We start from the raw sequence: 18,817 nt of genomic DNA, 5'->3' as shown, positions 1-18,817 counted from the left end.
GGTCAGCCGCCCGCCTCGCGCGCCGGATCCACGCGGCGGACGAGGACCCATGTGTTGCCGAGATCGGTGACCGTGTGGGTGAACTCGTCGAGCGCCGCCTGCGACAGCGCGAGGCCGCGTCCGCTCTCCGCCTCCTCGCCCGGCATCGACACCGCGTCCCAGTCGATCGGTGCCGGCGGGGCGGTGTCGCGGATGTAGGCGCGCAGCTCCTCCGCCGTCACGCGGACGTCGATGCTCAGGACGACGTCCGCGTGCTCGTTGTGCTGCGCGACGTTGGTCGTGACCTCGCTCAGCGCCAGGGTGAACAGCACCTGGTCCTGCGCCGGTACCTCCGGAGCCTGAGTCCAGAGCCGGTCGAGCTCGTCGAGGGCGCGGTCGACGAGGGCGAGCCCGGCGGGCCCGTCGATGTGGAAGGCCCGGATGTCAGCGTCCATCGAACGCCGATTCCGGCGTCGGGTAGTCGCGGAGCACGCGATCCAGGTTGGTGAGGTGGAGGACGGTGCGCACGGCCTCGGGGACGGCGGCGATGCGCAGATCGCCGCCGGCCACCCGGGCGCTCTTGAGGCCGCCCACCAGGGCGCCGAGGCCCGAGGAGTCGACGAACTCGGTGCCGCTGAGGTCGATCGCGATGCGCGGCTGCCCGGCGGCGACGAGGTCGCTCACCGCGTTGCGCAGCAACGGCGCGCCCGAGGCGGTCAGGCGCCCCGTGATCGCGACGACGGCGTACCCGTCCCTGGTGTCAGTGCTGACGTTCATTCGACTCCTTCTCGAGGACCTGCGCGGCGGGACCGCGATAGCGCGCCGCCTGGATGATGACGCTGAGGACGACCAGGTCGTACAGGACCCAGGCCGTGTTGACGAGGGTGCCGGTGCCGTCGCCCGTGCCGACGATGACCCGGGCGACCCCGATGACGAGGGCGATCACGAGCACGACCATGGCGGTGAGCTGCGGCCAGATCTCGCGCCAGGGGACGCCGCGCGGATCCCGGCCGTCCTTCCTGGTCACGGCGAAGGACAGCGGCCGGCCGAGCACCACGTTGGCGAAGGCCGTCCAGCACGCGCGGATCCACACGGGGAACAGCGCGAGCGAGTACTGCTGACCTCGCCAGGTCTTCACCCCCTTCGCAACCACGAGGAACAGCGCCTGGTTGACGAGGAAGTACGGCAGGAACCGCACGAAGAAGTCGACCGACCAGGCGGTGACGGGAAGCACCCCGAACACGAGATAGATCACCGGGGCGGCGAGGTAGACGATCGCGGCGAAGCCGGAGAGGTAGCTCCACATCGTCGCGAAGTACATGAGGCGCTGCCCCACCGAGAGTCCGCGCTTGGCCAGGGGGTTGTCGCGCAGCATCACCTGCAGCGTCCCCTGAGCCCACCGCAGCCGCTGCGTGAGCATCGTCCTGAGGTCTTCCGGGGCGAGGCCGTGCGCCAGGATCTCGTGGTGGTAGACGCTCTTCCAACCGAGGGCGTGCAGCTGCATCGCGGTCGCCATGTCCTCCGTCACCGAGATCGTGGCGAGGGGGAGGATCGGCTGGGCCTCATCGGCCCGGTCGAGGCGGAGCGCGTCGAGCAGTCCGCGGACCGCCTCGACGGCGGTGAGGGGGGAGAGGTCCGAGGCGGCCAGAGCGTCGAGCCCTGCCTCGTCCACGATCACCTGCCCGAGTTCGGCGTCGTGCTGCACCGGCAGGGACTCGATCACGGCGAGGTCGGCGCGGATGCCCTCGAGGTCGTGCGCCACGAGGATCCGGGAGGCGTTGTCGACAGCTTCCCCCACGCGCGCGGCGACCTCGGCGACGGAGTCGCCGCCGGCGAGCTCCTTCCGCCCGCGGGCGATCGCGATGCGGAGCGCCCCGAGTTCGGTGCCGAGCGCGGGGTCGGTGGCGGCCTCGGCCTCGCGAGCGATCAGCGCCTCGGAGGTCTTGAGCGCCCGCGCGGCGGAGTCGGTCACGTTCCGCACGTAACCCACGATGCCGAGCTGCATGAGCGCCTCGCGGCGGAGCACGGCGTTCGAGCCGCAGAAGAAGGCCGCGTTCCAGCCGTCCTTCCCCTGCTGGATCGGCCCGTAGAACAGCGGCGCCTGGCTGCCGAGCGGGTCGGCCTCGTCGACGTTCACGAACCACTGCGGCGTCTGCACGAGGGCGACTTCGGGATCATCGGCGAAGTAGCCGAGTGTGCGGTGCAGGATCAGCGGGTCGGGCACCTGGTCGGCGTCGAGGATGAGGAGGAACTCGCCGTCGGTCTGGAAGAGCGCGCTGTTGAGGTTGCCGGCCTTGGCGTGCCGGGGCTTGCCCGTCCAGTCCTCGGAGCGGGTGAGATAGCCGACGCCCGCGGCCCTGGCCTCGGCCTCGAGTTCGGGGCGGGAGCCGTCGTCGAGGATCCAGGTGGAGTGCGGATAGGCGATCCGCTTCGCCGCCCTGGCCGTCGTCATGACGAGCTCGATCGGCTCGTCGTAGGTCGTGATGAACACGTCGACGGTGCCCTGCGGCGGCGATACCGGTGCCGGGCGCTCCTTCGCGCGCCACATCGTGAGACAGAAGAGGAACGTGTCGATGAGGCTGTAGGTCTCGGCGATCACGAGCGGCACCGCGATCCACCAGGCCGACCAGTTCACCGACTCCAGCCACCGCCATGCGACGTAGTTCACGCCGAGCAGGACCGACAGCAGGGCGAGGACGCGGATGGTCGCGAACCGGGCGGTCACGCGTCCCTCCGCACGACCACGACGGTGATGTCGTCGGTGGCGCGCTCGTCGTTCGCGAGACGCAGAGCCTCGCCGACAGCACCGCCGGGGCCCATCTCTGCGAGGACGCGCTCGACGTGGCCGAACGGGTCGTCTGGATCGAGCACGTCGAGGAGTCCATCGCTGCAGCAGATGAAGGCATCGCCCGGTTCCAGGCGGGTGGTCACCGGAACCCGGGGGTCGACGAGGCCCATGCACATGCCGAGGGGCAGGTTCGTGGAACGCAGCGGCGTCCACGACCCGTCCGCCCGGACGACGAAAGCGAGGCTGTGACCGGCGTCGATGACCTCGAGGTCTCCCGTCTCCGGCTGCAGCTCGGCGACGACGGCCGTGACGAACATCGACGTGTCCGCGAGATCGTCCTCGAGCAGGCGGTCCACCTCGATCACGGCGTCGGACAGCGAGCGCTCCGGCGCCGTCCGCAGGGAGGCGCGCACCGTGGCCGCGACCAGCGCCGGTCCCGTGCCCTTGCCCATCGCGTCGGCCAGGGTCACGCGCAGGGCCTCCCCGTGGCGTGAGAAGTCGTAGTAGTCCCCGGCGAGCGTTCCCCGTGGGGCGGCGCCGGCGGCGATCGTGTACCCGTCGATCTCCGGGTGCACCCGCGGGCGCAGAGCCCGCTGCACCACGGCGGCGTGGTCGACGTCGGCGTCCTGTGCCAGCTCCGTCTGCACCCAGAACGCGAGGTCGCGCAGGAGATCCTGCTGGGCGTCGGTGAAGGTGTGCGGCTCCGTGTCGAGCACGCACAGCGTCCCCACCGGCTCGCCGCCCGGCGCGTGCAGCGGATGGGCCGCATAGAAGCGGAGGTGCGGATCGCCGGTCACGAACGGGTTCTCGGCGAAGAGGTCGGTCGTGCTCGCGTCCTCCACCACCACCGTCCGGTCCTGCGACACGGTGTAGTCGCAGAACGAGTCCTGGCGCGGTGCCTCGTTCCCCCCGAGGCCGATCTGCGATTTGCGCCACTGCCGGTCGCGGTCGATCAGCGAGACGCTGACCATCGGCACGCCGAACATCTCCTTCGCCAGTCGTGCCACCCGATCCACCCGCTCATCGGGTGGTGTGTCAAGGATCCCCAGTTCCTCGAGCGCTGCCTGTCGCCGTCGCTCGTCGAACATTCCCCCGGCCCTCCTCCGTGTTTATTCCCCTCATCCTAGGGAGGAACCGCAGCCGGGGCACCAGGGCGTCCACGCGGCATTCAGGCGAACCACAGGAAACGGTTCTGCGCAAGCCCCGCGGAGAACCGCTTCTCCGGACCTAGCATCGCGCCAGGACGGAGCGCCGTGTCTGCGCGTCCTCGGAAAGGAGGCAGGTGGATGCCGCTCAAGACCCGCCAGCGGGACCGGTACAACCGCCGAGAGGCCCTCGCCGGCTATCTGTTCATCTCCCCCTGGCTCCTCGGATTCCTCATCTTCACGGCCGGCGCGATGGTCTACAGCCTGTACATCTCGTTCAGCAGCTACAACCTCGCCACGAACAGCGCCCGCCCGGTCGGCATCGACAACTACGCCAACCTCTTCGAGGATCCGCGGGTGGGCGTCTCGCTCGCGAACACGCTGTTCTATGTGGTGATGGCGGTGCCGCTGGAGATCGTGTTCGCGCTGATCCTCGCCCTGCTGCTCAACCGCGTCGGGCGGGGTGCGGGAGCGTTCCGCGTGCTCTACTACCTGCCGAAGATGACGCCGGCCGTCGCGACCGCCGCCGTGTTCTTCCTCCTCCTGAACGGCAACTCCGGGGCGATCAACCAGTTCCTCCGGGTGTTCGGCATCCAGGGGCCGCAGTGGCTCGTCGACCCCGCGTGGGTCAAGCCGAGCATCGTGATCATGACGCTGTGGACCGTCGCGGGGACCATGGTGATCTTCCTCGCGGCGCTGAAGAACGTGCCCGTCGAGCTGTACGAGGTGGCCTCGCTCGACGGGGCGGGACCGATCAGGAAGTTCTTCTCGATCACCCTCCCGATGATCTCGGGGGCGATGTTCTTCAACGTCATCGTGCTCTCGATCGCCGCGTTCCAGATCTTCGACCAGGCGTACCTGCTGTTCTGGCGGGATCAGAGCAACTCGTCACCGGAGGCGTCCCTCTTCTACGCGATCTACCTGTTCCAGCAGGCGTTCCGGCAGTTCAACTTCGGCTTCGCGGCGGCGATGGCATGGCTGCTCTTTGTCATCATCATGATCATCACGCTCATCCAGGTGAAGGTCGGCAACCGCTTCGTCTACTACGAGGGAGACCGCTGATGTCCCAGACCCTGCGTCAGGTCCCCGTCGAGGCGGAGCCCGAGAAGGCCCCGGGCACGTTCACGACCACCGTCGCCACCCGCTCGCGCTGGCGTCGTCGGCTGCGGCAGCCGAAGAGCCTCGCCGCCCGGATCGTGCTGAACATCATCCTCGTGCTGTTCGCGCTGCTGTTCCTGTACCCGTTCGCGTGGCTCATCGCGGCGAGCTTCAAGCCCCGGGGCGAGGTATTCGACAACGCCCTCATCCCGAAGACGTTCGTGCCGGAGAACTACGTCGAGGTGTGGAATCAGCTCCCGCTGCTGAACTGGATGGGCAACAGCATCGCCATCGCGCTGCTCGCCGCCGGTGCCGTCGCGATCTCCAGCTCGATCGTGGCGTTCGGGTTCGCCTACTTCCGCTTCCCGGGGCGCGGCCTGCTGTTCGGCCTCGTGCTCGCGACGATGATGCTTCCCGGCGCGGTGACGATGATCCCGATCTACCTCATCTGGAAGGAGACCGGACTCCTCGGCACCTGGGTGCCGCTGTGGGGCATGAACCTCTTCGGCTCGGCCTTCTACATCTTCCTGCAGCGTCAGTTCTTCCTCGGCCTGCCGCGGGAGCTGTTCGAGGCGGCGCGGCTCGACGGGGCCAGCGCCTGGGGACTGTTCTGGCGGATCGCGATGCCGCTGTCGATCCCGTCGTTCGTCATCGTGTTCCTGTTCGAGTTCCAGGCCAGTTGGAACAACCTGCAGGCCGCCCTCATCTACCTCAACGCCGGATCGGTGGACGAGTTCACCGCGCCGCTCGGCATCGCGTACGCCATGACCAAGTACAGCCCCACCGCGGGCGGTCACGGCGACTACCAGTACGTCATGGTCGCCTCCCTCCTGGTGACCCTCCCGATGCTCATCCTCTTCGCCTTCGGGCAGCGCGCCTTCATCGAGGGCGTCGCGACCCAGGGGCGAAAGGGATGACGAACCACAGATCGAAAGGAGCAGTCATGCGCACACGCATGCTGGGAATCACCGCGGTCGCCGCGGCATCCGTCCTCGTCCTCGCCGGGTGCGGCGGGGGAGGGGGAGACGACCAGGCGGCCGACGCCGACTTCGGGGCGGAGCCGAGCGGCACGCTGAAGGCGTGGGGCTTCGAGAACGCCGACGACGTCGGCACCTCGCGCATGGACTACGCCGCCGAGCAGCTGAAGGACGTCGAGGTCGACCTCGACGCGACGGCCTTCGACGCGCAGAAGTTCACCACCCGCATCGCGAGCGGCGACGTGCCCGACGTGGTGCAGATGGATCGCCGGTACGTGACCACGTATGCCGCGCAGGACCTCATCATGCCGCTCGACGAGTGCTTCGCGGCCCAGGACGTCTCGCCGCGCGACCACTGGTACCCCTTCGTCGTCGACGACGTCACCTACGACGACGCGGTGTGGGCGGTGCCGCAGTTCTACCAGCCGCCGGCGATCCTGCTGAACAAGGCTGTGCTCGACGAGGCGGGGGTGACGGCGGACGAGATCGACACCTCGAAGCCCGACGTGCTGCTCGGCGCGATCGAGAAGATGTACCAGGAGTCCGGCGGTGTGCCCACGCGGCTCGGTTTCGACCCGGTCGCGACCGGTCAGGCCGGGCTGTGGATCCTCGGCATGGGCGGCCAGCTCAACGATGACAAGGGGGCGCCCACCCTGGACGACCCCAGCAACGTGGCCGGCATCGAGATGCTCAAGCAGATCACCGACGCGCAGGGCGGCTTCGCGGCCGTCAAGAGCTTCAGCGACTCGTTCGACGCCTTCGGCGACCAGAACCAGTTCGTCGCCCAGCAGGTCGGGGCGCAGGTGAACGCGCAGTGGTACCCGAACGTGCTGAGCCCCTACGCCGACCAGATCGACCTCGAGGCCGTGCCGTTCCGGAACGCCGACGGGGAGCCGTTCTCGGTCGCCTCCGGCACCGCGTTCGTGATCCCGGCCGGCGCGGAGAACCCCGCGGCGGCGTGCGCGTGGATGGTCAACCTCACCTCCGACGACGCGTGGAATGCGGCGGGTGAGGCGCGTGCCGAGACCCTGAAGACCGACGGGGGGATCAACACCGGGCTGTTCACCGGGTCGCCGTCCGCCGACCAGTCCATCCGTGAGACCTTCGTCACCGACAGCGGCAACGCCGGCTTCGACCAGGTCATCTCCACCTACTACGACGTGGTGGACTACGGGCAGTCGTTCGGCTCCTCCCCGGCGGGCCAGGAGATCCAGAACGAGCTCAACAACGCCATCACGGCGGCGCTGCTCGGGGACAAGTCGCCCGAGGACGCGTTGAAGGAAGCGCAGGAGGCCGCGATGCGGGCGTACGAGAACGCCACGGCCGGCTAGCCCGGCCAGACGCGGAGGCACGGCGCCAGGCGGGCATCCCCGCCTGGCGCCGTCCTTCGCGCAGGCGGGCGTGGATGATGGAGGCCTACCGATCGGAGGCCGACCATGGACCAGCGTGAGCTCGACGAGCGGATCCGCGACTACTACGAGGAGCAGTTCGACGAATCGGTGCGGTTGACGACCCGGTCGGCGCAGGGGCCGCTGGAGCACCAGCGCATCCAGGAGCTGATCGCGGAGCACCTCGCCGAGGGTCGCGTGATCGATATCGGAGGCGGGGCGGGCGTCCATGCGCGTTCGCTCCTCGACCGCGGACATCGGGTCACCCTCGTCGACCCGGTGCGGGGTCATGTCCGGAGTGCGGCGGAGCGAGGTGTGGACGCCCGCGTGGGCGACGCGCCAGTGTTGACTGTTAACAGTCAACACTGGTAGCCTCGCGGTGTCGACAACACGGTCGACCCACGTAGAGGAGCAAAGATGCCCCGCATGCGCATCACTCGGGCGGCCGCTGCCTTCGCCGCCCTCGCCGCCACCGCTCTGGTGCTGTCGGCCTGCACGAAGGTCGACGAGAGCGAGGGGGCCGCCTCGACCTATCCCGAGGACGACATCCGGTTGATCATCCAGGCCAACCCCGGTGGCGGCTCCGACCTGTCGTCCCGCGCGCTCGCCACCGAGCTCGAGAAGATCCTCGGCGTCAGCGTGATCCCGGAGAACATGCCCGGCGCCGCGGGAGCGCTCGCGATGGAGTACGTCGGCTCGCAGGATCCGGACGGCTACGTCATCGGGTTCGCCCCGGTCGAGATCGCGATGCTCAACACGACCCAGAGCGCCGACGTGCTGCCCGACGACTTCGACCTGCTCGGACAGATCATGCTCGCCCCCGGCGTCATCACGGTGGGTGCCAACAGCGGCATGGAGACCCTCGACGACCTCGTCACCCAGGCGAAGTCCGGCGCGGTCACGGTCGCGAACTCCGGCGCCGGCTCGATCTGGGAGGCCGCCACCCTCGGTCTCGGCAAGGCCACGGACGCCGACTTCACCCCCGTCCCCTACGACGGTGGCGCCACGGCGGTCGCGGCCGCCGCGTCCGGTGAGACCGTCGCCGCCGTCTCCGGACTCGGCGAGGCCCTCGCGCAGGGCGAGGCCGTCCGCATCCTCGCGGTCATGAACGACGAGCGTCACCCGGACGCGGAGGACGTCGAGACGGTCGAGGAGGCCATCGGCGAAGAGGTCGTCTTCGGCGGCTGGGGCGGCATCTACGCACCGGCCGGCCTGCCCGACGACGTGCACGACGCCCTCGAGGCCGCCGTCAAGGAGGCTGTGGAGTCCGAGAGCTACCAGAAGTTCCAGGCGGACGCCGGCAACCTCGTGGTCTACCGCGACTCCGCGGAGTGGACCGGGTTCGTCGACGACCAGTTCGCCCTGTTCCAGGATCTCCTGGGCTGAACACCCCCGGTGGGGTCGGCACGCGCCGACCCCGCCGCGTCCTCCGACGAAGGAGCACCATGACCAGCCCCGACACCGCGGCCGAGTCGGCCGCGCCGGGCGGCTACGAGGGGGCGACCGCCTCGCGACCCCTCGAGATCGCGTTCGCCGCCGTCGCCCTCGCGATCACCGCCGGCTATCTCTTCCTCGCCACGCAGATCCCGCTGCGCCGCGAGGCCGCCCCCGGACAGATCGACGCCCGCTTCTGGCCGCTCGTCATCGGCGTGACCGGCGTCGTGATCGCGATCGCCCTGCTCGCCGTCGCGATCACGCGACCGGCACCCACGCGGGAGGATCTCGAGCGCATCCAGCCGGGCGGCGTCCTCCGGGTGGTCGCGACGATCGCGATCGCCGGTGCCTTCATCGCACTCTGGTCCCTCGGCTCGGTCATCCTCTTCGGCTACCGGATCGAGGTCTTCCCGATCGCCTGCGCCCTGCTCATGGCCGCACTGATGCTCCTCTACGGCCACCGCCGCTGGCTGAGCCTCGTCATCTACTCCGCCGCCGTCACGGCGTTCGTCTACGTCGTCTTCGGCATGCTCCTGAGGATCCCCCTGTGAACGCGCTCCTGGAGGGGCTGAACTCGCTCCTCGACATCTCGATCCTGCTGTACATGGCGGTCGGCCTCGTCCTCGGCTTCATGGTCGGCGCCTTCCCCGGCATCACCGCGACCATGGCCGTCGCGCTCGCGGCCGGCTTCACCATGACCCTCGAACCCGTGCAGGGCCTCGCGGTGCTGCTGACGATCTACGTCGCGGCGAACTTCGGCGACCGGGTGCCGTCCATCCTCATCAACACCCCGGGGACTCCCGCCTCCATCGCCGCCACCCTCGACGGCTATCCGATGGCGAAACAGGGCAGGGCCGGTCTGGCGCTGACGATCTCCGCGATCGTGTCGGCCGTCGGCATCCTCGCCTCGCTCGTGCTCTTCTCGGTCGCCGCCGTGCCGATCGCCAGCTTCGCCCGGGACTACTTCAAGTCGCCCGAGCTGTTCGCGCTCGTCGTCTTCGGCATCGCGATCATGATCGGCATCTCGTCCAAGTCGATGCTCAAGGGCATCCTCGCGGGCCTCTTCGGACTCATGCTCGGCAGTGTCGGAACGTACGCCGCCACGGCCGACCAGCGCTTCACGTTCGGTGTGCTGGAACTCGTCGAGGGCGTGAACTTCATCGCCGTCATCATCGGCCTCTTCGGCATCGCCGAGCTGTTCGACCAGCTCCTCACGCACCGGAAGTCGCACGTCCGACCGATCTCGAGCCTCGGGCGGTGGTGGCCGAACCGCGCGGAGCTGAAGCAGAGCGGACGGGCCACCGCGGTCGGCGGCGCGGTCGGCCTCGGTGTCGGCCTCATCCCGGCGGCCGGCGGCGACATCGCCGGGCTCATCGGCTGGGAGCGGGCGCGCAAGGCGTCGAAGCACCCGGAGATGTTCGGCAAGGGGTCGATCGAGGGCGTCGCCGCGTCCGACACCGCCTCCAGCGCCACGCTCGGCGGCTCGCTGACCACCACGATGGCACTCGGCATCCCCGGGGACTCCGTGATGGCGGTGATGATCGGCTCGATGATCATCTGGGGCATCACCCCCGGCCCCACGCTGTTCACCAACCGCCCCGACCTCGTCGTCTCGATCGTCGGGATCATGCTCGTCGCGACCCTCCTGTCGCTCGCGCTGAGCCTCGTGCGGATGAAGGGCATGGTCAAGCTGCTCGATGTGCCGCAGCCGTATCTGTGGAGCGGCATCCTCATCTTCTGCATCATCGGCACGTACGCCACCTCGAACAGCCTGTCGACGGTCGTCACGATGCTCGTCTTCGGTGTGGTCGGCGTGCTGCTCAAGCGCATGCAGGTTCCGGCAGGACCCGTGGTCCTCGGTCTCCTGCTCGGTCCGCTCGCCGAGGAGAACCTCGCCCGCACGCTGGCGATCCTGCCGACGCGGCCGTTCTTCGAGGTCGTCAGCCCGATCGCCCTCGTCCTGCTCGCGCTCGCGGTGCTGTCGATCGTCATGCCCGCGATCCGCGCCGCCCGCACGCCCCGCGCCGAGCGGGCCTCGTTGGAGGACTCGATCCTCCACACCGACAGCATCGTGCAGATCGAGAAGGCGCACGACGAGCTCGCGGCGCAGCCCGACCTGCTCACCTCCACCGTCCGCAACGTCGACGCCGGTGCGCGCCGGGGACGCGCCGACCGCAAGAACCGCAAGAGCACGACCCCCGAGGAGACCGAGAAGTGACCCGCTACGACATCCTGACCGCCGTCCCGACCGCGTTCCACCGCGACGGGACCCTCGACCTCGACGGGTCGCGTGCGATCTTCCGGTTCGTGGCCGACTCGGGGAACGAGGGCGCCTTCGTCCTCGGCACCACGGGCGAGTTCCCCGCCGTGGACGCGGACGAGTTCCGGGCGCTCGTGGGTGCCGCGCTGGAGGAGCTGGCGGACCGGATGCGCGTCATCGTGCACGTCGGACAGCCGAGCACCTTCGAGGCCGTGCGCCTGGTCGGCATCGCGAAGGAGCTGGGGGCCACGGAGTTCGCGGCCCTCACCCCCTACTACCTGCGTGCCACGGACGACGCGATCCTCGACTACTACCGCGCCGTCTCGGCAGCCGTGGGGGAGGGGCGCCTCTACGTCTACATCTATCCCGCGCGCAGCGGGAACCCCGTCTCGCCGGAGCTGCTCGTGCGCATCGCCGCCCTGCCGAACGTGGTCGGGGCCAAGGTGAGCGAGCTCTCGCTCGACGACATCGCGGCGTACCGCGCGGTGGTGCCGGCCGACTTCGAGCTCTACACCGGCGCCGACCGCGACCTCATCGCAGCCGTCGAAGCGGGCGCGCAGGGCGTCGTCTCTGGTGTCTCCTCCGTGACGCCGAAGCCCTTCCGCGCCCTTGCCGACGCCGGACGCTCCGGCGATGCGGACGCCATCGCCGCGGCACAGGCCGCCGTGGACGACGTCGTCGCGCTCATCGGCGGCGACATGGCGCGCATGAAGGAGGCGTACCGCGTGCTCGACGTCGTGGACACGCACTGCCGTATGGCCATAGCCGAGCCCTCCGCCGACCAGCGGGCGGCCGTCGCGCAGGTCGTGGCCGCGCACCGCTGACGCGAATCCGGGACACGCACGGACGGGATGCCGCGGCCTTCGGGTCGCGGCATCTCTGCGTATCCCCTCGCTTGCTTGTCTGACAAGTAGCGGCGACCGGATGGTCACTTGACGACAGGTACGCGGACTGTCTAGGCTCATGAGCGGGAATTCCGCCGATGTCGCGAAGGAGCGAACGGAACATGTCAGACAAGATCGAGATCACCGGGTCCGACTTGTCGGACGCGCTCGCGCGCCGTCTGGCTCAGCACCTGCAGCGCTCCGGGCTGGAGATCGGCGACCCGCTGCCCACCGAGGCCGAGCTCGGCGCCGTCCTGGAGGTGGGACGGCAGCGTATCCGCGAGGCCCTCAGTGTCCTCGAGGCGTTCGGCATCGTGGTGTCCCGGCAAGGGGCGCGCCGGGTCTGGCGAGGATTCCGCGCCGCCGATCTCGCCACCCGCTGGATCGGCTTCGTCGACGACCCGGAGGCCGCCACCCGGGAACTCCTGGAAGTGCGTCACGCGCTGGAGACGTCTCTGCTGCCTCTGGTGATCCCGCGCCTGCAGCCGAGCGACCTGGCCCGTCTGCGGCTGCTCTCGGAGGAGATGGTGGAGCGCGCCCTGCGCAACGAGAGCTTCGCCGAGCTCGACCAGCAGTTCCACCGCGGGCTGCTCGCGCCGATGGGCAATGCGTTCGTGGATCAGTTCCTGCAGTCCTTCTGGGTCGTCTTCGCCGCCGCGCGACGCGAGGAGCCCGTCGAGGAGGATCCCGCCATCGCCGCGATGCACGGTCGCATCATCGATGCGATCGAGGCCGGCGACACCCGCCGGGCCGTCCATGAGCTGGACGCCCACTTCTACGGTGTCCGCAACCGCTATCCGGACATCGACTTCGGCACCACGGCCGCGCTGCCGGTCTGACCCTCGCCGCCCCGGCGCGTTCTGTCGCACCCGTCTTGAAATCGATTTCGCACGACCCTCATCTGATCGACGAAGGAGTACGCATCATGAGATCCACCCGAATCCTCCCCGCCCTGGCCGCCCTCGGCGTCGTCGCCCTCGCCACCGGCTGTGCCGGCAGCGCCCCGTCAGGGGAGGGCGACGGCCCTGTCGAGATCACGTACTGGCTCTGGCAGGACGACGCGACCGACCCCACCTGGACAGAGCTCGCGGATGAGTTCAACGGCGCACAGGACGACGTGAAGGTCGTGCTGGAGACGATCCCGCTCGACCAGTACCAGAACCAGCTCGTGTCCTCCGCGATGAACGGCACCGGGCCGGACGCCGCCCGCAGCAAGGACTGGTGGCTCGGGCAGTTCGCGCCGCAGGGCGCCATCGCCGACCTCACCTCGTACGTCGACGGCTGGGACGCCTCGGACGACGTCGTCGACTCGCTCTGGGCGACGGGTCAGCTGCCCGGCGAGGACGCGGTGTACATGCTGCCCCACCAGTACACGACGCTCTACCTCTACTACCGCACGGACTACTTCGAGGAGCTCGGGCTCGAGGCTCCGCGCACCCAGCAGGACCTCCTGGACGCGGCGGCCGCCCTCACCGGTGACGGCAGGTACGGCATCGACGTCCGCGGCGGTGCGGGCGGACAGGACCAGTGGCTCGCGTGGATGTACGCCGGCGGGGCGTCGGTCGTCGACGACTCCGGCGAGGTCGTCCTGGACGACGCGAAGGGCGTCGCGGTGAACGAGGACTACCTCCGCATCGTCACCGACCTGCAGGCGGCGCCCCCTGGATCGATCACGGCCGCCTTCGCCGACGTCAAGACGAACTTCGTCGAGGGCCTCACCGGCATGATGATCCACCACCCGGGTTCCCTGAAGGAGCTGCAGGGGGTCTTCGGCGACAAGCTCGGCGTCGTCCCGATCCCGACGGCCGACGGCAAGCCCGGCGCGACGCTCGGCAGCATGAGCGGCAACGTCATCCTCGAGGGCTCCGACAAGAAGGACGCCGCCTGGGAGTGGATCTCCTGGCTGAGCGAGGAGGCGCAGATGGAGAAGATCTCCGCCTCGCCGCAGGGTCAGCTGCCGGTGCTCGAGTCGGTCATCGACACCGAGGCGTACTCGTCCGACCCGCAGCTCGCGGTCGCCGTCGACGCGATCCCCACCGCCAAGACGTGGCCGGCACTGGAGGGGGTGGCCGAGCTCGCCGCGAAGGAGTGGAACCCGCTCATCCAGCAGGCGTTCCAGGGCGAGATCAGCAGCCAGGACGTGCTGACGAAGATGTCCGACGTGCTGCGCTGAGGATCGACATGGCAAGCTCCACCCTCACGGAAGCGGTCGTCACCGGCCGGCCGGCCCCGCGCCGGCCGGTGACCCGGCCCCGGCGACGCGCGCGCCGCGGCTCGGTCGCCCCCCTCGTCCTGCTCGCGCCGGCGATCGTGCTCGTCGCGGTCTTCGCCGGGTACCCGCTCGTCCGCTCGATCTGGTTCTCGTTCAACGACGTGAGCGTCTTCACCGGCGTGCTCGAGTTCGTCGGGTTCCAGAACTTCGCCAGCGTCATCGGCACCGCCGAGTTCGTCCCCACGCTGGGCCGCACGGCGTTCTGGACCTTCGGTGCCGTCGCGCTCCAGCTGATCGGCGGGCTGTCGCTCGCGCTCATGCTGAACAACCGCTTCCCCCTGCGGGGCGTGTACCGCGGGCTCATCATGATCCCGTGGGCGACGCCGAGCGTCCTGGTCGCGCTGATGTGGAAGTGGATCCTCGACCCCAACAACGGCGTCCTCAACCAGTGGCTGCTGAACGCGGGGATCATCGACGCGCCGATCGAGTTCCTCTCGCAGAACAGCACCGCGCTGCCGACGCTCGTGATGATCGACGTCTGGCAGGGCATCCCGCTCTTCGCCATCATGATCCTCGCGGCACTGCAGAGCGTGTCCGGCGAGCTCAAGGAATCGGCGCAGATCGACGGGTGCGGCCCGGTCGGCGTGTTCCGCCACGTCGTGCTGCCCGCCATCCTCCCGACGATCCTCATCACGACGCTCCTGCGCCTGATCTGGACCTCGAACTACGTCGACCTCATCTTCGTCCTCACCGGCGGCGGGCCGGGCACCTCCTCGACGACCCTGGCGCTGGAGTCCTATCTGACGACCTACAAGGCCAGCGACTTCGGCGCCGGCGCGGCGTACGCGGTCATCCAGGCCCTGTTCCTCGCCGTCTTCATCGCGCTCTACGTGCGCCTCACCCGGAAGGACACCACGCGATGAGCACGACGACCGCTCCCGTCCGCTTCGGCCGTCTCGCGGGACGGACCGGCTTCGCGATCGCCCTCCTCGGCGTGCTCGCGATGGTGCTCGGTCCCTACATCGTCATGTTGCTGACGTCGCTCACGCCGCGGGACGAGCTCGCCGGCGCCGGAGCGAACCTCATCCCCTCCGAGTTCACGACCGCGTCCTACGCCGAGCTGCTGTCGACCACGCCGTTCCTGACCTATCTGCGGAACAGCCTCACCGTCGCCGCGATCGCCGTCCCGGTCACGCTCGTCGTCTCCACCGGCGCCGCGATCGCGATGTCGCGGTTCGACTTCCGCGGCCGCGGGGCCGTGATGATCGGGCTGCTGCTCGCGCAGATGTTCCCCGCCGTGCTGCTCGTAATCTCGCTGCAGGGGCAGCTGCGCGGGATGGGGCTGATGGACACGACGCTCGGTCTCGCGCTCGTGCACGCCGCGTTCGCCACGCCGTTCGCCACCTGGCTGCTCAAGGGGTTCGCGGACTCCATCCCCCGGGAGATCGAGGAGGCGGGCCAGATCGACGGGGCCTCATCCGCACAGATCGTCCGCATCCTCCTGCTGCCCCTGCTGCGGCCCGGGATGGTGGCGGCGGGAACCTACGCGTTCATCCTCACCTGGAACGAGTTCCTCTACGCCCTCACCTTCACCTCGCAGACGGCGACGCGCACCCTGCCGGTCGGCCTGCACCTGTTCATCGGCGAGTACCAGATCCGGTGGGACCTCCTCACCGCGGGCGGCGTGCTCTCGGTGCTCCCCGTCGTCGTCGGCTTCCTCCTCGTGCAGAAGCGCCTCGTCGCCGGTCTCGCCGCCGGCGCCGTCAAGGGCTGAAGCGCCCGTCCCCTCCTCGTCGTCCCGGAAGGACCACGCATGAAAATCGAATCGATCGACCTCCAGCTCTCCCGCATCCCCCTCCCCAAGGGGCCCTGGGGAGACCAGATCCATCGGGTGACCCACATCGAGATCATCCTCGCCGACATCACCACCGATACCGGACTGGTCGGCACCGGGTTCAGCCACACCTCCGGTGTCGGCGGCCAGATGATGATGGCGGCGCTGCGCGAGCTCATCCCGACGCTCATCGGCCGCGAGGTCAATCCGCGGGCCGTCTGGCAGCACTCCTGGCAGCACCTGCGCGACAACGGCCCCGGCGGCACCACCACGCTTGCCCTCGCCGCGATCGATGTGGCGCTGTGGGACCTGCTGGGGCTGCACTACGAGCAGCCGCTCGCGAAGCTCCTCGGCCAGGTGCGCGATCGGGTCGCACTGTACGGCAGCGGCATCAACCTCAACCTGTCCGCCGAGGAGGTCGTCGAGCAGGTCAAGGAGTGGAAGGCCGACGGGTACGCCGCCGGGAAGGTCAAGGTCGGCAAGCCGGACCTCGAGGAGGACGTCTACCGGCTCACCAAGATCCGCGAGGCGGTCGGCGAGTATCCGCTCATGGTCGATGCGAACCAGGGATGGACGTACGGGGAGGCGGTCCGGGCGGTCACCCGGTTCCGCGACCTCAACCTCTACTGGGTGGAGGAGCCGCTGCGCGTGGACGACGTCGCCTCGCACGCGCGCCTCCGGGCCCGCTCGCCGATCCCGATCGGGCTGGGGGAGAACGTCTACACGCTCCAGCAGTTCAACCAGTACCTCCTCGCCGACGCGTGCGACTTCATCCAGGCCGACGTCGGTCGCGTGGGCGGCATTACGCCCTACATGGACATCGCCGCCCTGGGCCGGGCGTACAACGCCCCGATGACGCCGCACTTCGTGATGGAGCTCACGGCGAACGTGCTCTGCGCGGTGCCCAACGCCCTGTTCGGCGAGATGACGGACGGGGGCACGCTCAGCGACCTCGGCGTCATCGTGCCGCAGCGGCCGCAGAACGGGTTCTTCGTCCCGACCGGAGCGCCGGGGAACGGCCTGGAGTACGACCGTGAGAACCTCGCGCGGCACGCGGTGAGCTGAGGGAGGCGAACGACATGACGGACATCTTCGACCTCACCGACCGCATCATCCTGGTCACCGGCGGCCTCGGCCAGATCGGATCGGCCTTCGTCCGCGAGCTCCACGGACGCGGTGCCCGGGTGGCCGTGGCATCGCGCACCGTCGACGCCGCACGCCTGAAGGAGGTGTTCCCCGAGATCGCCGACAGCCCGCGCCTCCTCGGCGTCTCCGTGGACATCGTCTCGAAGGACAGCGTCGAGGCCGGCCTCGACGCGATCGTCGAGGCGTGGGGTGCGGCGCCGGACGGCGTGATCAACAACGCCGGTCTGGACACCCAGCCGAGCGCGCCGCCCGAGGTCTCCGGGCCGTTCGAGGACTTCCCCCTCGAGGTGTTCCGGGAGGTGGTCGACGTGAACCTCGTCGGCACCTTCCTCGTCACGCAGGCCGCCGGCGCCCGGATGCGCGCGGCCGGCACGCCGGGCTCGATCATCAACGTCGGCTCGATCTACGGGATGGTGTCGCCGGTGCAGGACATCTACGCCTACAAGGAGGAGCAGACCGGGGTGCCGTTCGTGAAGCCGGTGGCCTACTCGGCGGCGAAGTCGGGGCTGTACAACCTCACCCGGTACTGCGCGACGTACTGGGGCCGACAGGGCATCAGGGTCAACACCCTCACCCCCTCCGGCGTCGGTCGGGACACGCAGGACGCGGCGTTCCAGCAGAACTACACCGCGCGCATCCCGATCGGACGCATGGCGGAGGCGACCGACTTCAACGGGGCCGCGGTCTTCCTACTCTCGGATGCCTCGCGCTACATGACCGGAGCGAACCTCGTCGTGGACGGGGGGTGGACCGCATGGTGACCACCGCGGCGGACCTCGGGGTGCTGATGGCCGCGATCGCCACTCCCTACGACGCGGACGGGGCGGTGGACACCGGACGGCTCTCGACGCTCGTGGAGGACTACGTCTCCCGCGGCGTCGAGGGGATCTACTGCTGCGGGTCGTCGGGGGAGGGTCTCCTCCTGTCAGCGGATGAACGGACCGCGGTGGTGGAGACCGCCGTGCGCGCCGCCGAGGGGCGCATCCCCGTCGTCGCCCACGTCGGCGCGCTGTCGACGCGGGAGGCGATCGAGCTCGGACGGCGGGCGCAGCGCGCCGGCGCATCCGCCCTCTCGATGATCCCGCCGATCTACTACTCCTTCGGCATCGAGGCCGTCCTCGACCACTACCGCGCGGTGCTGGACGCCGTGGACCTCCCGCTCATCGTCTACAACATCCCGCAGTTCACGGGGACCGAGTTCACGCTCGAGACGGCCGGAGAGCTCCTGGGCGACGATCGCGTGATCGGTCTCAAGCAGACCGCGCACAACATGTACGCCCTCGAGCGCATGAAGGCGGCGTTCCCCGACAAGGCCTACATCAACGGGTTCGACGAGGTGTTCGTGCCCGCGCTCGCCGCGGGTGCCCGCGGGACGATCGGCACGACCGTGGGGCTCCAGGTCGAGCTCTTCCAGGCGGCGCGGCGCCTCCTCGACGCCGGCGACCTGGTCGGAGCGCAGCGGGTGCAGAGCCGGATCAACCATGTCATCGCCGAGCTCGTCGCGATCGACGTTTTCCCCGCGGCGAAGTACCTCTCCGGTCGCAACGCGGGAGGTGCGGGAGCGCTGGGGGACTGCCGTCGTCCGTTCCGACCGCTCTCGGATGCGGCTCGGACCCGGCTCGATGCTCTCGGAACGACTCTCGATCGATTCCTCGCGGAGGGCTGAGGCTGA

At 69.4% G+C, this 18,817-nt stretch carries 19 protein-coding genes; 15 read left to right on the top strand and 4 right to left on the bottom strand.

Annotated elements, in window-relative coordinates; translation table 11 throughout:
- Positions 1–2: 2 nt before the first annotated feature.
- The 4 genes from ACFU8V_RS01325 to ACFU8V_RS01310 are packed head-to-tail and all read right to left on the bottom strand — an operon-like array spanning position 3 to position 3,855.
- Positions 3–434: an ATP-binding protein gene (locus ACFU8V_RS01325; protein ID WP_025102665.1), complete on the bottom strand. Its 432-nt coding sequence runs from the start codon at positions 432–434 to the stop codon at positions 3–5.
- Positions 424–756 carry an STAS domain-containing protein gene (locus tag ACFU8V_RS01320; protein ID WP_025102664.1) on the bottom strand — a complete coding sequence of 111 codons (333 nt, stop codon included), beginning with the start codon at positions 754–756 and terminating at the stop codon, positions 424–426. The genes ACFU8V_RS01325 and ACFU8V_RS01320 overlap by 11 nt, the downstream gene beginning before the upstream one ends.
- On the bottom strand, positions 740–2,704 hold the full coding sequence (locus ACFU8V_RS01315) for a glycosyltransferase family 2 protein (protein WP_249520839.1): 1,965 nt from the start codon (positions 2,702–2,704) through the stop codon (positions 740–742). The genes ACFU8V_RS01320 and ACFU8V_RS01315 overlap by 17 nt, the downstream gene beginning before the upstream one ends.
- A complete protein-coding gene (locus tag ACFU8V_RS01310) occupies positions 2,701–3,855 on the bottom strand; it encodes a PP2C family protein-serine/threonine phosphatase (protein WP_378868401.1) in 1,155 nt (384 codons plus the stop codon). The genes ACFU8V_RS01315 and ACFU8V_RS01310 overlap by 4 nt, the downstream gene beginning before the upstream one ends.
- A gap of 198 nt (positions 3,856–4,053) precedes the next feature.
- On the opposite strand from ACFU8V_RS01310, the gene ACFU8V_RS01305 reads away from it, so the two are divergent.
- From ACFU8V_RS01305 to ACFU8V_RS01235, 15 genes are all read left to right on the top strand, one after another.
- Positions 4,054–4,974, top strand: a complete 921-nt coding sequence (locus ACFU8V_RS01305; RefSeq protein WP_025102661.1) for a carbohydrate ABC transporter permease — start codon at positions 4,054–4,056, stop codon at positions 4,972–4,974.
- Complete coding sequence (locus ACFU8V_RS01300) at positions 4,974–5,927, top strand: carbohydrate ABC transporter permease (RefSeq protein ID WP_025102660.1); 954 nt, start codon at positions 4,974–4,976, stop codon at positions 5,925–5,927. The genes ACFU8V_RS01305 and ACFU8V_RS01300 overlap by 1 nt, the downstream gene beginning before the upstream one ends.
- 26 nt (positions 5,928–5,953) lie before the next feature.
- Positions 5,954–7,318: an extracellular solute-binding protein gene (locus ACFU8V_RS01295; RefSeq protein WP_338566903.1), complete on the top strand. Its 1,365-nt coding sequence runs from the start codon at positions 5,954–5,956 to the stop codon at positions 7,316–7,318.
- A 105-nt stretch (positions 7,319–7,423) separates the two neighbouring features.
- A complete protein-coding gene (locus tag ACFU8V_RS01290) occupies positions 7,424–7,747 on the top strand; it encodes a class I SAM-dependent methyltransferase (RefSeq protein ID WP_378868395.1) in 324 nt (107 codons plus the stop codon).
- A 54-nt stretch (positions 7,748–7,801) separates the two neighbouring features.
- The gene (locus tag ACFU8V_RS01285) at positions 7,802–8,761 is read left to right on the top strand and encodes a tripartite tricarboxylate transporter substrate binding protein (RefSeq protein ID WP_378868392.1); all 960 of its coding nucleotides are present in this window, start codon (positions 7,802–7,804) and stop codon (positions 8,759–8,761) included.
- 59 nt (positions 8,762–8,820) lie between these two features.
- Complete coding sequence (locus ACFU8V_RS01280; protein ID WP_025102656.1) at positions 8,821–9,360, top strand: tripartite tricarboxylate transporter TctB family protein; 540 nt, start codon at positions 8,821–8,823, stop codon at positions 9,358–9,360.
- A complete protein-coding gene (locus tag ACFU8V_RS01275; protein ID WP_378868389.1) occupies positions 9,357–11,027 on the top strand; it encodes a tripartite tricarboxylate transporter permease in 1,671 nt (556 codons plus the stop codon). Before ACFU8V_RS01280 ends, ACFU8V_RS01275 begins: the two co-directional genes overlap by 4 nt.
- Positions 11,024–11,893: a dihydrodipicolinate synthase family protein gene (locus ACFU8V_RS01270; RefSeq protein WP_378868386.1), complete on the top strand. Its 870-nt coding sequence runs from the start codon at positions 11,024–11,026 to the stop codon at positions 11,891–11,893. The genes ACFU8V_RS01275 and ACFU8V_RS01270 overlap by 4 nt, the downstream gene beginning before the upstream one ends.
- 182 nt (positions 11,894–12,075) lie before the next feature.
- A complete protein-coding gene (locus ACFU8V_RS01265; RefSeq protein ID WP_025102652.1) occupies positions 12,076–12,792 on the top strand; it encodes a FadR/GntR family transcriptional regulator in 717 nt (238 codons plus the stop codon).
- A gap of 86 nt (positions 12,793–12,878) precedes the next feature.
- On the top strand, positions 12,879–14,126 hold the full coding sequence (locus ACFU8V_RS01260; protein ID WP_060921605.1) for a sugar ABC transporter substrate-binding protein: 1,248 nt from the start codon (positions 12,879–12,881) through the stop codon (positions 14,124–14,126).
- 8 nt (positions 14,127–14,134) lie between these two features.
- Complete coding sequence (locus ACFU8V_RS01255; RefSeq protein WP_378868381.1) at positions 14,135–15,088, top strand: carbohydrate ABC transporter permease; 954 nt, start codon at positions 14,135–14,137, stop codon at positions 15,086–15,088.
- Positions 15,085–15,939 (top strand): carbohydrate ABC transporter permease, encoded by an 855-nt coding sequence (locus ACFU8V_RS01250; protein ID WP_025102649.1) that lies wholly within the window; start codon positions 15,085–15,087, stop codon positions 15,937–15,939. The genes ACFU8V_RS01255 and ACFU8V_RS01250 overlap by 4 nt, the downstream gene beginning before the upstream one ends.
- A gap of 39 nt (positions 15,940–15,978) precedes the next feature.
- Positions 15,979–17,064, top strand: coding sequence for a mandelate racemase/muconate lactonizing enzyme family protein (locus ACFU8V_RS01245; RefSeq protein WP_025102648.1), 1,086 nt, complete (start codon positions 15,979–15,981; stop codon positions 17,062–17,064).
- Positions 17,065–17,078: 14 nt separating this feature from the next.
- Entirely contained in the window at positions 17,079–17,906 is an 828-nt protein-coding gene (locus tag ACFU8V_RS01240) for an SDR family oxidoreductase (protein ID WP_126893954.1), read from the top strand.
- Entirely contained in the window at positions 17,900–18,811 is a 912-nt protein-coding gene (locus ACFU8V_RS01235; RefSeq protein ID WP_378868376.1) for a dihydrodipicolinate synthase family protein, read from the top strand. Before ACFU8V_RS01240 ends, ACFU8V_RS01235 begins: the two co-directional genes overlap by 7 nt.
- The last annotated feature ends 6 nt before the right edge of the window (positions 18,812–18,817 follow it).

Origin of the sequence: Microbacterium sp. NPDC057658 (assembly GCF_042799975.1) — a bacterium.
Classification (GTDB): Bacteria; Actinomycetota; Actinomycetes; order Actinomycetales; family Microbacteriaceae; genus Microbacterium.
The sequence above is the reverse complement of the archived record's forward strand: the minus strand, read 5'-3'. Positions and strand labels throughout refer to the sequence as shown.